At 60.7% G+C, this 13,358-nt stretch carries 17 protein-coding genes; 8 read left to right on the plus strand and 9 right to left on the minus strand.

What is annotated here, in order from left to right; all coding sequences use genetic code 11:
• Nucleotides 1-244: 244 nt before the first annotated feature.
• From GJA_RS17315 to GJA_RS17345, 7 genes are all read right to left on the minus strand, one after another.
• Nucleotides 245-1,387 (minus strand): patatin-like phospholipase family protein, encoded by a 1,143-nt coding sequence (locus GJA_RS17315; RefSeq protein WP_038494598.1) that lies wholly within the window; start codon nt 1,385-1,387, stop codon nt 245-247.
• A 196-nt stretch (nt 1,388-1,583) separates the two neighbouring features.
• Entirely contained in the window at nt 1,584-1,928 is a 345-nt protein-coding gene (locus GJA_RS17320; RefSeq protein ID WP_038494601.1) for a hypothetical protein, read from the minus strand.
• A 64-nt stretch (nt 1,929-1,992) separates the two neighbouring features.
• Nucleotides 1,993-2,373 (minus strand): phage holin family protein, encoded by a 381-nt coding sequence (locus tag GJA_RS17325; protein ID WP_038494604.1) that lies wholly within the window; start codon nt 2,371-2,373, stop codon nt 1,993-1,995.
• A gap of 20 nt (nt 2,374-2,393) precedes the next feature.
• On the minus strand, nt 2,394-2,696 hold the full coding sequence (locus tag GJA_RS17330; RefSeq protein ID WP_038494606.1) for an ElaB/YgaM/YqjD family protein: 303 nt from the start codon (nt 2,694-2,696) through the stop codon (nt 2,394-2,396).
• Between the two features lie 48 nt (nt 2,697-2,744).
• Nucleotides 2,745-3,281 carry a ferritin-like domain-containing protein gene (locus GJA_RS17335; RefSeq protein WP_038494609.1) on the minus strand — a complete coding sequence of 179 codons (537 nt, stop codon included), beginning with the start codon at nt 3,279-3,281 and terminating at the stop codon, nt 2,745-2,747.
• A gap of 86 nt (nt 3,282-3,367) precedes the next feature.
• On the minus strand, nt 3,368-4,267 hold the full coding sequence (locus tag GJA_RS17340) for an OmpA family protein (RefSeq protein WP_038494611.1): 900 nt from the start codon (nt 4,265-4,267) through the stop codon (nt 3,368-3,370).
• A gap of 106 nt (nt 4,268-4,373) precedes the next feature.
• On the minus strand, nt 4,374-4,751 hold the full coding sequence (locus GJA_RS17345) for a DUF4398 domain-containing protein (protein WP_038494614.1): 378 nt from the start codon (nt 4,749-4,751) through the stop codon (nt 4,374-4,376).
• Between the two features lie 259 nt (nt 4,752-5,010).
• Here GJA_RS17345 and GJA_RS17350 point away from each other — a divergent pair, with 259 nt between their 5' ends.
• Both GJA_RS17350 and GJA_RS26300 read left to right on the plus strand, forming a co-directional pair.
• Complete coding sequence (locus GJA_RS17350; RefSeq protein ID WP_038494617.1) at nt 5,011-7,062, plus strand: AsmA family protein; 2,052 nt, start codon at nt 5,011-5,013, stop codon at nt 7,060-7,062.
• A 56-nt stretch (nt 7,063-7,118) separates the two neighbouring features.
• Nucleotides 7,119-7,553 (plus strand): DUF695 domain-containing protein, encoded by a 435-nt coding sequence (locus GJA_RS26300; protein ID WP_051781031.1) that lies wholly within the window; start codon nt 7,119-7,121, stop codon nt 7,551-7,553.
• A gap of 15 nt (nt 7,554-7,568) precedes the next feature.
• Here GJA_RS26300 and GJA_RS17360 read toward each other — a convergent pair whose 3' ends face one another.
• Nucleotides 7,569-8,483 carry a LysR family transcriptional regulator gene (locus GJA_RS17360; protein WP_081905469.1) on the minus strand — a complete coding sequence of 305 codons (915 nt, stop codon included), beginning with the start codon at nt 8,481-8,483 and terminating at the stop codon, nt 7,569-7,571.
• Between the two features lie 108 nt (nt 8,484-8,591).
• Here GJA_RS17360 and GJA_RS17365 point away from each other — a divergent pair, with 108 nt between their 5' ends.
• Nucleotides 8,592-9,614 carry a hypothetical protein gene (locus GJA_RS17365; RefSeq protein WP_051781035.1) on the plus strand — a complete coding sequence of 341 codons (1,023 nt, stop codon included), beginning with the start codon at nt 8,592-8,594 and terminating at the stop codon, nt 9,612-9,614.
• A gap of 166 nt (nt 9,615-9,780) precedes the next feature.
• Nucleotides 9,781-9,999 carry an osmotically-inducible lipoprotein OsmB gene (locus GJA_RS17370; RefSeq protein WP_038494621.1) on the plus strand — a complete coding sequence of 73 codons (219 nt, stop codon included), beginning with the start codon at nt 9,781-9,783 and terminating at the stop codon, nt 9,997-9,999.
• 82 nt (nt 10,000-10,081) lie between these two features.
• Here GJA_RS17370 and GJA_RS17375 read toward each other — a convergent pair whose 3' ends face one another.
• Entirely contained in the window at nt 10,082-10,837 is a 756-nt protein-coding gene (locus GJA_RS17375) for a Crp/Fnr family transcriptional regulator (RefSeq protein WP_038494624.1), read from the minus strand.
• A 210-nt stretch (nt 10,838-11,047) separates the two neighbouring features.
• Between GJA_RS17375 and GJA_RS17380 the strand changes: the two genes are divergently transcribed.
• The 4 genes from GJA_RS17380 to GJA_RS17390 all read left to right on the plus strand — a co-directional run bounded on the left by GJA_RS17380 (nt 11,048) and on the right by GJA_RS17390 (nt 13,277).
• Nucleotides 11,048-11,707: an outer membrane lipoprotein gene (locus GJA_RS17380; RefSeq protein ID WP_038494628.1), complete on the plus strand. Its 660-nt coding sequence runs from the start codon at nt 11,048-11,050 to the stop codon at nt 11,705-11,707.
• A 141-nt stretch (nt 11,708-11,848) separates the two neighbouring features.
• Nucleotides 11,849-12,112 (plus strand): hypothetical protein, encoded by a 264-nt coding sequence (locus GJA_RS17385; RefSeq protein ID WP_038494631.1) that lies wholly within the window; start codon nt 11,849-11,851, stop codon nt 12,110-12,112.
• 194 nt (nt 12,113-12,306) lie between these two features.
• Nucleotides 12,307-12,453: a lmo0937 family membrane protein gene (locus GJA_RS27485; protein WP_010396376.1), complete on the plus strand. Its 147-nt coding sequence runs from the start codon at nt 12,307-12,309 to the stop codon at nt 12,451-12,453.
• Between the two features lie 188 nt (nt 12,454-12,641).
• Complete coding sequence (locus GJA_RS17390; RefSeq protein ID WP_479686748.1) at nt 12,642-13,277, plus strand: YiaD family glycine zipper/OmpA-like lipoprotein; 636 nt, start codon at nt 12,642-12,644, stop codon at nt 13,275-13,277.
• Nucleotides 13,278-13,358 lie beyond the last annotated feature (81 nt).

The raw sequence follows: 13,358 nt of genomic DNA on the forward strand, positions 1-13,358 counted from the left end.
CCGATGGTCAATGCATACAGCCGCGTGGCGCTGGTGAATGCCGCCAGTGCGGAAAATATTGTCCCTACCAGGTTGGATAACATGCCGTTTCCTGTGAGTTCATCGAAGCATTCGATGAAGTGTCAAGCAACTTATTTATTTAGCATGTTAAAGTGTATAGGGAAATTTTTATTTGGTGCGCTCCGTTGACCCGGGTCAAGCAAACCGTGGTTCCGCAGTGATCCGACGATTCTTTAGCGCTGTCTCAGGCCGCATTACGCTGATATGGCGGCAATTCATGCACCACCAGCGGCGTATCTTCGGTGACGAAGGCCAGCCAGCCGGCAGCCTTGATGGCGCGCATGGCGTCCTGGTAACCCTGCTCCCAGCGCCATTCGATCGATCCCTTCGAGAAATTGATATCCTTGGCCGCCATATGCCAGTCGCGTCCCGCATACGGCAGGCGCACGATGTGCATGGTGCTGTCGCAGCCGAGCGCCGCCAATTCCTCGGCATCGCGCCGGTTGCGCGCATTGTCGGGCAGCATGGCGTATAACTCGCGCAATTTCTGCTGCATTTTATGGGTGTTGACGTAGTCTTCGATATGCCGCTTCGAGCGCGACGCAAAGGTCACGTCTTTCTGGCGCGTCTGCACTTCATCGAGCGTGGTCGGCTCGGGGCCTTCCGAACTCCATAAATCGACCATGAATACCAGCGTGTCGACGTGCGGCAAATCGTCCAGCACGGTTTCCAGCGGGGTATTCGAATACATGCCGCCATCCCAATACAACTGGCCATCGACGCGCACCGCTGGAAATCCCGGCGGCAAGGCGCCGCTGGCGAGGATATGTTCAACCGCGATCGGTTTTTCGGTACTGTCGAAACTGGTCAGGCTGCCGCACGTCACTTTCAGAGCGTTGACTGTCAGGCGCATGCCGCCCGGCTGGTTCATATAGTCGAAATCGACCAGCTCGCCCAAAGTGCGGCCCAGCTCGCTGGTATCGTAATAACTGGCTTCCTCGGGTTTCACCGGGATGCCAACCGGAAACATGCTGAACAGGCGCGGCTTGAAAAAGCCCGGCACGCCGCGCACCAAGGTGTCCAGCGTAGCCAGCCAGATATTGGAGCGGCGCTGCTCATCGGTGACCAGGTTCATGTCGATGCTGTCGCGGTGCGACACCCGTTCCCAGAATTGCTTCAGGCGCGGCAAGCGGTTTTTTTCATCGTTACCGGCAAGAATGGCGGCATTGATCGCGCCAATCGACGTGCCGACCACCCAGTCCGGCACCAGGCCATGTTCATGCAGTGCGTGGTAGACCCCGGCTTGATAAGCGCCCAACGCGCCGCCGCCTTGCAAGACCAGCACGATGCGCAAGCCCGCAGGATTCAGTTGTTTGATCGAAGTCACTAAAATTGCTCCGTTCTGTGGCGTGCAAGGACTGCACTATGAAACTCATTGTAAAGTATTGTGCAGCGCAAGGTATTTCTAATGTTTTCTTGCGTGCGATCAAACGCCATACAGGATTTAGCGCATGTCACATAGGTCGCAGGCAAAAAAAAGCGCCGTCGTAACGGCGCCGTCAGGCTGCTGCGGAACAGCAAGATTAACGCTTGCGGCGCGATAGCCAGTTAACCGCCACCGCCGCCGCGACGGCAACGCCGATGGCCGGCTTGACCAGCTTTTTGCGGGCGATGAAGGACAATACCGTCAATACATACGGCATCATGCCTTGCAGGCGCAAACCGCCAGGCGCCATCAGGCTTTCCACCCGGTTGCTGGCGAAACCGACGGCGTGTTCCACCACGCCCTGCAACAGCGAATTCGGACGCAGCGCTTCGCTGACATGGGCCCGTGCATGCACGATGCCGACCCGATACAGCTCGCCTTGGGCAATTAATTTTCGTTTGTGCGCAGCGACTGCTTCCGCACTATCGTCGTGATTCGACATTCCGCTCTCCAGGATCGTTGCCGGCGAGGCCAGGCGTATCAGCGCCCGGCCCGGCCGCGCAGACTTACATCAACATGTCGCGGTCGGCTTTCAATTCCGCCATCGTGGCCGGCATGGTCAGCTTGCCTTGACGCAACAAGCTGCGCGCATATAGCGCCAGGCCGATGGCCAGCACCACGAACAGCGCCGTCATGATCAGCAGGATTTTCCAGCCCAATGCGTCCCAGGCCAGGAACACTACCATCACGCTGCCGTAAGCGATGGCAAACAAGCCCGCCACCATCGCCAGCGCAAAGATCACGATCAGTTGCAGCACATGATTGCGCACTTCCGACAGTTCAATGGTCGCCAGCTCCAGGCGCGACAGCACCAGCCCGATGGCATTGCGCGCCAGCCCGGCAAGGGAGCCGATCAATCCCGGTCCCTGGTGAGTAGACTTGTCCATATCGCTCCCGCCAGTGTGGATTACTTACGGCCCAGGATGAAGCCGACCAGCAGGCCGACGCCGGCTGCGGCGGCGATGGTGCGCCATGGGTTTTCCTTGACGTAGACGTCGGCCGAAGCGGCGATCTGTTTGCCGGCTACAATCGCGTTCGCTTGCGCTTCCTGGGCTTTCGCCAGGGCGGCGTCCAGGGTGCGCATGCCGCGGGTACGAACTTCGTCAGCTTTTTCACCGGTCAGCGCGGCCGCTGCGCTAAACAGCGCTTGCGCGTCTTTGACCAGAGTTTTCACATCGTTGTTGACGGTCGTAATATTGTTTTCCAGCATGATTAAACTCCTAATGAATGAATAAAGTGTCACTGTACTGCGTAAAACCTATGCAAGCAAATCGCGCATGTCATCAGCGTGCTCTTCTTCAACTGCCATGATCTTGATCAACAAGTGACGCGTGGTCGGATCGCTGTCGCCAATTTTCGCGATCATTTGACGATATGATTCGATCGCCACGCGCTCGGCAATCAGGTTGGCACGCACCATGCTTTGCACATCGGCAGAGTCATCATACTCGGCATGGCTATGCTCGAGCAATGTTGCTGGATTGAAATCAGGCTCGCCATTCAACTGGACGATGCGTTCGGCCAGCCAGTCGGCGTGTTCCTGCTCTTGGGTCGCGTGTTCCAGGAATTCAGCCTTGATGGGACCGTTTTGCAAACCGCTGACGGTGTAATAGTGGCGCTTATAGCGCAGCACGCAGACCAGCTCGGTCGCCAGCGCGCCATTCAACATGCCGATCACCGCCTTGCGGTCGCCCTGGTAGCCGGATGTGACCGGACCATCGTCGAGGTTTTGAGCGGCGGCGCGGATTTCCGCGGTGTTGATTCCACTTGGAATCGAAGTCGGGGTAGCAGACATGATAATCCTTCACAAAAGATTACTGCTTGGGTAAGCGCCGGCACAGATGATCCGGCCGGCGCTGCCTTGAAACTTGCATCGCAAACTTAACGGCGGGCCGGGATCGCCGTCCCGTCTTCCGACAATACAATTTCGACGCGGCGGTTCAACTGGCGGTTGCTCGCGGTGTCATTGCCGGCCACCGGGAACGCGGCGCCATAACCATTGGTGGCGATGCGGTCGCGGCTGATGCCGAGGTCGAGCAGCGCATTGCGCACCGCTTCGGCGCGGCGTTTCGACAAGTCCAGGTTATGCGCCGAGCCGCCGGTGCTGTCGGTAAAACCTTCGATCAGCACGGTGCGCTGCGGGTTGCTGCTCAATACATCGGCCAGCTTGCGCGCAGTGGCCGTGCCGGTCGCCGTCAAATTGGCCTGGTCGGTGCCGAACAGCACATCGCCCAGCGTGATAATGATGCCGCGCTCGGTTTTCTTGGCCGACAAATCGGCCAGTTGCGCTTCCAGCGCAGCCGCGCGGGCTTGCGCATTGCGCGTCGCGGCCTGGGCGTTTTGCGCCTGGGCCTGGGCAGCAAGCGCCTGGGCTTGCGCCGCTTCAGCCTTGGCCTGGGCCTGGTTGGCTTCCTGGGTGCGGGCGTCCAGGCGCAACTGGTCGCGCTGCTTGCCGGCGTTGGCGATGTCGGCTTCGGCCAGTTTCTGTTTGGCTACTTCTTGCGCGGTGGCGATTTTTTGCTTGGCCAGATAGGCCAGCTTGTCGACCTTGTCGGCGTCGTCGCGGCGCTCGGCGGCGGCGTTGGCTTGCTCCAGCGCGGCGCCGGCTTCCCGGAATTCACGCGCCGCATAGGTCGATACGGCCGGATTCGATTGCGCCGCCATGTAATCGCCGCGGGTTTGATCCAGCAAGCTGGTGCTGGTGGGCGCGGTGCTGCAGGCGGCGACAAAGACAGCCATGGCCAGCAGCGCCGGCAATGTTTTAAGGGTATGTTTTTTCATGATATTTTTCCTTGGCTTGTGCAAGCGAACCACTCTTCATGACCATGAGCGCGGCTTGCTTCTTATTGGTTTTGATCAGCGCAACGGATGCGCCCGAAATAGGGGATTACTTGTTGGCGCGGTCGAGTTCTTCGCGCATGGCACGAATGTTTTGATTGATTTCATCGGCGGCGCTGGTCGCCTTGGCCGAATTAGCCTTGCTTTGCGCCAGCTTGGCGTCGGCTTGTGCCTGGTCGGCCAGCTCACGCGCGGTTTTGTAGTCGCGGTCTTTCAAGGCTTGATTGGCGCGGATCATTTTTTCGCGCGCCGAGCGCATTTCATCCGGCGCCAGTTCAGCCGCGCCAGCGCTGGCGGCATTGTCGACGGCAGCGCGCGATACCGCGACATCGGCGGTGGCAGGAGTTTTCAAGCTGCTGCATCCGCTCATCAGGATCAGGGCGGCGCCGCACACGGCCAGCAGTTGCGTATGTACTCGTGTTGTCATTGTTATTCTCCTTGGCACTACGTTGATGGGGGAACTGCGTCTGTAAAACCAGTTGCTGTATGACGTTATAGGCGCTAGTTCCAGCTACCTCCGTTCGGTGCCGCACATAGCGTGCGGATTCGACAACATTGACTGGCGATCTCGACTGGAGGCTCACTTTGTGCGCGTGCGTACATAAAGGGAACATTGATTGGTGTAGCATCAACAAAAATCCTGCCACGCCCCAATGCCTCCGCCCCCGCTAAGAAAGAAGCCCGCCATGACCATGCCGCGCCGTACCAAAATCGGACTCGCCATCGCCTCCTTCGTCATCACGGTGCCGGTGGCGGCCGTCGTCGTCTTGCTGAATGTCGATTGGAACCGCGCCAAGCCGTGGCTCAACGAGCGCACCAGCGAAGCCATCGGACGCCCGTTCGCCATCCATGGCGACCTGTCGCTGACCTGGGACAAAGGCGCCAATGCCGGACAAGAAAAGACTTGGCGCGACTATCTGCCATGGCCGCACCTGGTGGCCAAGGATGTGCATGTCGGCAATCCGGCAGCGATGACTGCCGCCGATAAAACCTTGCCGGCAGACATGGCCAGCGTCAGCCAGTTTTCGTTTTCGCTGAATCCGCTGGCGCTGCTGGATAAAAAGATTGCCATCCCCGAGTTACGTTTTAATAGTCCGCAAGTGTTCTTGCAGCGTAATGCCGACGGTAACAATAACTGGACCTTCGACAAGAAAGACAAGCCGTCCCCGTGGCAACTCGATTTACAGAGCGTGGTGTTTACCAAAGGTACCATCCACCTGATCGACGCCCGGCAACATGCAAACATCCGGGCCGACGTCGACACTATCGCTGCCGATCCGACATACGGCGTCAGCTGGACCGTGCGCGGCAAATACAATGGCGATACGGTCAGCGGCAGCGGCAAGGCCGGCGCCGTGCTGTCGCTGCAACAGCAAATCGCGCCCTACCCGGTCGCCGCCGACCTGAAGGTTGGCGGCACCGCGATCGCCATCGTCGGCACGCTGACCAGGCCAACCGAGCTGGCGGCGCTCGACATGCGCCTGAAAGTATCAGGCGCCAGCATGGCACGGCTGTATCCGCTGACCGGGATTGTATTGCCGGAAACCCCGCATTTCGCCACCGAAGGCCATTTGACGGGCACGCTGGGCGCACAGGGCAGCCGCTGGCGCTACGATGCATTCAGCGGCAAGGTCGGTTCCAGCGATATCGGCGGCCAACTGGCATTCCAGCAAAAACAGCCGCGCAATCTGCTGACCGGGGCGGTCAAGTCGCGCTTGCTGCAATTTAGCGACCTGGGACCGCTGGTCGGCGCCGATTCGAACGCCAGCAAGACCGAGCGCGGCGTGCCGGCGGTGCAGCCGGCCGACAAGGTCTTGCCGGTGGAAACCTTCAAGACCGAGCGCTGGACCAGCATCGACGCCGACGTCAGTTATCAGGCGGCAAAAATTATCCGCGACAAGGACTTGCCGATCAGTAATTTGAACACCCATTTCATCTTGAAAGATGGCGTGTTGTCCTTGCTGCCGCTCAATTTCGACATCGCCGGCGGCAAGCTGACCTCGGAAATCAAGCTCGACGGCAGCGGTAAAACCAATCCGCATGCGATCCGCGCCGAGCTGACGGCCAGCGCGCGCCACCTGAAATTGCAGCAATTGTTTCCGACCCTGGACGCGCTGCACACCAGCGTCGGCCAGATCAATGGCGACGCCAAGCTGAGCGCGACCGGCAACTCGGTGGCCAGCCTGCTCGGCTCGTCGAATGGCGAAGTCAAGACCTTGATCGACCAGGGCACCATCAGCAAATTATTGCTGGAAGAAATGGGACTGAATATCGGCAATGTCGTGCTGACCAAGCTGGTCGGCGACAAACAAGTCAAACTCAATTGCATGGCGACCGATTTCGCCGTCAGCAATGGCTTGATGCAAACCCGCAGCTTCATCGTCGATACCGAAGAAGCGCTGCTGAACGTCGACGGCACCGTCAACCTGGCCAATGAAAAGCTGGACTTGACGCTGAAACCGGATACCAAGAGCCTGCGCGTCTTTTCGCTGCGTTCGCCGCTGTATGTGCGCGGCACCTTTAGTAAACCGGATGTCAGCGTCGACAAGGGCGTGCTGGCCTTGCGCGCCGGCGGTGCGCTGGCGCTGGCGGCGGTGGCGCCGGTGGCGGCGCTGATTCCGCTGATTAATACCGGCCCGGGCCATGACAGCGCCTGCGGCAAATTGCTGGCCGAGGCCCGTGTCAAGCCGGTGGCGCCGCCGCCGGGCAAGACCTTGCATGTCAAGCCGAACAAATAAGTGGAAAACGGCGGCACCCTTCATAATGGCGCTTTTACCTTTTTATCTTTGTCACCATGAATTTATCGTCCACCTCCGCTAAATCCTGGGCCACCGTCGTGACCCATAGCGACGCGCAAGCGATCATCTATCGTTTTGTCGACGCCTTCCATCCGGACTGGGATTTGTCCACGCAGCCGGACCGCATCATCCTCGCCTGGAAATATCAAGCGGAAAACGGCATGCCGTCGCCCGCCGAACGGGAGCGCATGGAGGCGCTGGAAGAAATCCTCGAACCGGTGGTCGAAGAAGAGGGCTTCGCCACGCTGGCGCTGGTGTCGACCGGCGAAAACTTGCGCGAATGGGTGTATTACACGGCGTCGGGCGAGGAATTCTTCAACCGCCTGAATCAGGCGCTGGCGATCCACCCACGCTTCCCGATCGAAATCCACAGCGCGCCGGACCCGGCCTGGACCACTTATGAACGGCTGCGCGCCAGCGTGGTCAAGTAAGACCCGCTCACGGCGTCAAGCCGGCAAGATGAAATCGTCGCGCTGCAAGTTGTCAGCCAGAAAATCGATGAAGACCCGCACCCGCATCGGCAATTGATGCCGGCTCAGGTAACAGGCGTAATGGCCGCGATTGCTGCCGCTGATGTAATCGCGCAAGACCGGCACCAGTTGCCCCGAGCGTATCAGCGGTATCAATTGATAGCTGCCCAGTTGCACCAGCCCCAGCCCCGCGATCGCGGCCTGGGCGCAAGCATAAGGATCGTTGGCCGTGTAGCGGCCGCCGACAAACTCGCTGAAGATGCTGCCCTGGTGCTCGAATTCCCACGGGAACGGCCGGCCAGTCGATGCCAGCCGGAAATTGATGCATTGATGGTTGGCCAGCTCGGCCGGCGTGGCCGGCACCCCATGTTGCGCCAGGTAAGACGGCGCCGCGCAGACCAGCATTTGCATCGGCGCAATCTGGCGCGCGATGATCTCGTGGTCGCTCAAGCGGCCATTGCGGATCGCCACATCGATGCGGTCGCCGACCAGGTCGGCGTGTTTATCTTCCAGTTGCAAATCCAGCTCGATATCCGGATAGGCCCGCAAAAAGGCCGGGGCCAGCGGCGCGATGAACTGGCGGCCGAAACCCTGGGTGCAACTGACCCGCAAGATGCCGCGCGGCTCGCTGGTGGTCTGGCCCAGGCCCAGCGCCGCGCCATGCAAATGCTCCAGCAGCGGCGTGACGCGCTGCAAATACACCACGCCTTCCTGCGTCAGGCTGACGGTGCGCGTATTGCGGTTCAGCAAACGCACCTTCAGCGACTCTTCCAGCCGCTTGATGCTTTTGCTGACGGCCGGCGCCGACAAGCCCAGCTCCGCCGCCGCGCGCGAAAAACTGCCGGTCGATGCGACCTTCATGAAGGCAAGAATGCCTGAAATATTTTGCATCGGCCAATTTTACTGGAATTAACTTCAGGTCACGACAGCGATAACCCGGACACGCCTTATCCCGGCGCGCCATCCGCCTCACAATCCATGCAACGATGAAAGGATGGAATGATGCAGATCACAACAAAATGGACCGACTGGGCCTGGCTGCCGCCGTTTGCGGCAGTGTTGTATTACCCCTGGGGCTTGGCCGGCGCCAACCGCGCCGTGCTGGACGGCGCGCCGTTGGCAGCCGGCGCATGGCTGCTGAGCGCCTGCCTGGCGCCGCTGTCCGGCGTGCTGGCCGTGCACTTGCTGGGCCGCCATGCGGTGTCGGCGCGGCAATTGACGGCGGCCCGGCTGGCCCACCTGGCGGTCGCGGCGCCGCCGCTATTCACCTTGATGGGCGTGCTGCTGTACCTGATGAAAATCAATGGCCACGACGCCGCCGTCTGGAGCGGCTTATGGGCCGTGCTGCTGCTGGCCGGCTTGCTGCAAGTACACACCGGCAGCCGCGCTGCACCGCCGGCGCTTGATGCGCGCCTGTACCGCGGCTTGCGGACGATGCACGGTGTCAGCGCGCTGCTGTTGCTGCTGGTATTCCTGGCGCCGCATCTGTTCAACCATGTGTTCGGCTTGTGGGGCATCGACACCCATCGGGCGCTGATGCGGATATTGCGCGTATGGTATCGCAACGGTCTGCTGCAACCATTGATCATCGCCGGCTTCGCTTTCCAGATTGTCAGCGGCCTGGTCTTATTCAAGCGCAAGAGCGGCGTCGCCCGCGATTGCTACGATACGCTGCAAACCGCGTCCGGCGTCTATCTGGCGGTATTCATCGCGGCCCATGTCAATTCGGTATTCACGCTGGCGCGTTATTTCGGCACCGATACCGATTACGCGTGGGCGGTCGGCGCACCGACCGGCTTGCTGGCCGATCCGTGGAGCATCCGCCTGGTGCCGCATTACGCGCTGGCGGTATTTTTCCTGGCCAGCCACCTGGTGTGCGGCGCGCGGCTGATCCTGCGCACGCACGGCATGGCGGCGCGGCGGGCCGACCGGCTCAGCGCTGTCCTGCTGGTAATCGGCTTGTTGCTGACGCTGCTCATTGCCGCCGGCATGCTGGGAGGCCGCCTGCATGGCCAGCCATGACGGCACACTGAGCTGGTAACACTCGGTAACACTTTAGCAAAAACAAATGTGCGTTGTCGTACAGACCTTGTTAAGGCACAGGCCTACCCTGAAGGTGCGCTTGAAAAAACCACATCCGCGTGCGCCTGTTGCCGCTGCGGAGTTTGCCTCAACAAGGAGATACAAAATGAATACCATCAAAAGACTTGCAATGACCACCTCGATCGCCACCCTGGTATTGAGCCTGAGTGCGTGCGCCAATATGTCCAACCAGGATAAAAATACCGCGATCGGCGCGGGTGTCGGTGCGGTGGCAGGCTCCGTGTTGACCGGCGGCAGCACTGCCGGCGCCATCGGCGGCGCGGCGGTCGGCGGCGTGATCGGTAATCAAGTCAAGCCGAAGTAATCCGCTTGCCTCCTGACAGGGGCTGACACGTCAAAAGCGCGGCGGCCTGTCCCGGCTGCCGCGCTTTTTCACCTCCGGCTTTTTACAGGAAAACGTTGGCCATGCCGATCGCGCCGGCATCCTTGACCAATTCGTAACAGCGGCACGATACCGCTTCCAGGCCGGCCGAATCGAGGATTTCAATATTGCCGCGGCTATACGTGATCAGTTTTTGCTGTTGCAGCGCGCTGGCCGCCTTGGTCACGCCGACCCGCCGTACGCCCAGCGCATGCGCGAGGAATTCATGGGTCAGGTGAAATTTTTCTGATTGCAAACGGTCGCGGGTAATCAGCAGCGAGCGCGCCAGCCGGGCTTCAAGGACATGAAAACGGCTGCATACGGCGATCTGGATCGCTTGCGCCAGCAAGGTGTCGGTATAGCGGTACAGCAAGCGCTGCAACGATTCCATGCGGCTGAATTCGGCGCAAAAATCGGTGCTGTCGATGCGCGTGGTGCGTCCCGAGCGCTGCACCACGGCGCGCACTTGCGCCACGTCATGGCCCAGCGCCACCGACGAACCCAGCATCCCTTCACGGCCGACCGAACCGACTTCCAGCGTCATGCGTCCTTCAGCCACCGCCAGCAACGAAATCAGGCTGTCGGCCGGGAAATAAATATAGCGGATCGCCTGGCCCGGCTCGTACAGCACGTCGCCGACTTCCACCGTCACGGTATCGGTCAGCGCGGACAGGTGCGCCAGATCGTCTTCCGGCAGGCTGGCCAGCAAGCGATTGCCCAGCGGCGGCGTGCTGCCGTTGGCGCCCCCCGGACTGGCACCCGGACTCCAGGACAGGTTCATGGTGCTTGTGGACATTGATGACCTTGCCTTTTCGAGTGGATAGCGACTGATATACGAGGAATTGCAAAGTTATTCTGTAGCGTAGCGGCAAATATTTCGCCTGTATGTACGGTGACGCACGGAAGTGCAAGAAGCAAAGCCGGACAATGTGCCAGAAGCCAAAATTTCGCGGCTCAGCAACACCCTACAAAACCAAAAAAGGATTCAACCATGCAAGACCAAACACCTCCAAAATCATCGATGCACCCGTTGCTGATCGCCGCTGCCGCCGCCGTGATCCTGTTTTGCGCGGTCGGCAGCGCCGCCCTGCTCGGCTGGCTGCCCGCGTCGAAGGGCGGCAATCCGCCGGCCGGTTCGCTGACGGCCAGCGACCGGCAAGCCAGTGCGCCAGCGCCAGCCGACACGGCCAATCTGCCGCTGCCTGCCCCTGCGCCATTGCCGGCGCAGCCAGCGCCGCGCCAACTGGCGGCCGCAGCGGCGCCGGTCCAGCGTCCAGCCGCGCCGGCGTATGCCGAGCCGGCGCCGGAACGGCGCGTCTGCCCGAATTGCGGCGTGGTCGAATCGGTGCGTGAAATCACTACCCGCGCCGAGGGCAGCGGTATCGGCGCGGCCGGCGGCGCGGTGGTCGGCGGCTTGCTCGGCAACCAGGTCGGCGGCGGTCGCGGCCGCGACGTCGCAACCGTGCTGGGCGCCATCGGCGGCGCCGTCGCCGGCAATCAAGTCGAAGGCAATGTCAGGGCCATCCATAGCTACAACGTCAGGGTGCGGCTGGAAGACGGCTCGTCCCGCACCGTGCATCAATCGGCCAACAACTGGCGCGCGGGCGACCGGGTGCGCATCGTCGACAACGATTTGCGCGCCAACGGTTAATCCCATACCGGCACGCGCAAACGCCCCGCTCGACGGGGCGTTTTTCATTTTGGAAGTGCGGCAACGTACAGATCGAAAATCAGGCAGGCCCGACAATGGTTCCAGGTTGCAAGCTGTATTACTTCCACGCAAAGGACGAACATGAACAACAAGATGATCTGGGCTAGCTTGATGAGCGGCGGCCTGATGGCCACGGCGCTCGGTTTCGGCGCGCTCGACAGCGGCTATCCGGGCAGCAGCGCGGTGCTGCCGGCGATCGCGGTATTGCTGCTGCTGACAGGCGGCCTGGCCAGTTGCCTGAGCGGCTTGATCGGCATGACCGGATTGATGGCCTGGATACCCGGCCTGGAACATCCTGAACCAAGCAGTGCAAGTAGTCCGCCTGCCGAAAATCGCAACATCTGAGCGTTTGTGTACGGCAGCGTACAGAAAGGAGTGTAGGCTGGGAAGATAATGACACCATGACATCAACGTTGCCAAAGTTTCATGGCAGCAGCGGATGCCGGAACGATTGCACGCTGGCCTCACCGTCACCGTTGTCGTCGCAGATAGAACCGAGGCTCGCTACCTAAGCCCTATAACATTACTGAGGACACATCATGCTCTATACAATCGCCGTCGTTCTGATCATCCTTTGGCTGCTGGGTCTGGTCACCTCGTACACCATTGGTGGTTTTATTCATATCTTATTGGTCGTTGCGGTTATCATGGTGCTACTGCGCCTGATCAGCGGACGCGGCTTATAGCCGCCACCCGGACCAGCGGCGCAGGCCGCCGGCGTCCGTGCATCGACAGGCGCCGGCGGCGCCGCATCGCTCGCGGTGCGGCGCCGTTTTAGCGCCATGTTCCACTCGAAGTTACTATCCATAACAAAGCCAGGAGAACATCCATGCAACAATTCAAAATCAGTCCAATAAGCAAAGCCCTGATCGGCATGATTGCCCTGACGATGGCCGTATCCGGCTGTGCCGACATGTCCGGCACCCAGCGCGGCACCGCGACCGGCGCGGGCGTCGGCGCCGGCCTGGGCGCGCTGATCGGCGCGACCACCGGTGGCGGCGGCGGCAATCGCGCGGCTGGCGGCGCACTGATCGGTGCGGCGGCTGGCGCGATTGCCGGCAATATCTGGTCGACCAAGATGGAAAATCAAAAACGCGCCATGGAACAAGCGACCCAGGGGACCGGCGTGCAAGTGTCGCAAACCGCCGACAATCGCCTGAAAATGGAAATCCCGAGCGACATTTCCTTCGATACCAACCGGGCCGACATCAAGTCGAACTTCCGCCCCATCCTCGACCGTTTTGCCAGCACGCTGAACGACAACCCGGCGACCACGGTGAGCATCGTCGGCCATACCGACAGCACCGGCAGCGATGCGATCAACCAGCCTTTGTCGGTCGAACGCGCCGCGCATACCCGCGATTACCTGGCCCAGCGCGGCGTATCGCCGACCCGCGTGGTGGTCGAAGGCCGCGGTTCGCGCGAGCCGGTGGCGTCGAATAATGACAATGCCGGCCGTGCACAAAATCGGCGTGTGGAAATTTATGTCGCGGAAGTGGCACAGCGCTAAGCTGGCCCGCACCTGGCCTGACTCCCGCTGATGAACAGCCACAGCCGGCCCTTGCAGCCGGCTGTTTTACTTCTGCTGTAA

The sequence above is a fragment of the Janthinobacterium agaricidamnosum NBRC 102515 = DSM 9628 genome, from assembly GCF_000723165.1.
In the GTDB taxonomy this organism is placed as follows: Bacteria; Pseudomonadota; Gammaproteobacteria; order Burkholderiales; family Burkholderiaceae_D; genus Janthinobacterium; species Janthinobacterium agaricidamnosum.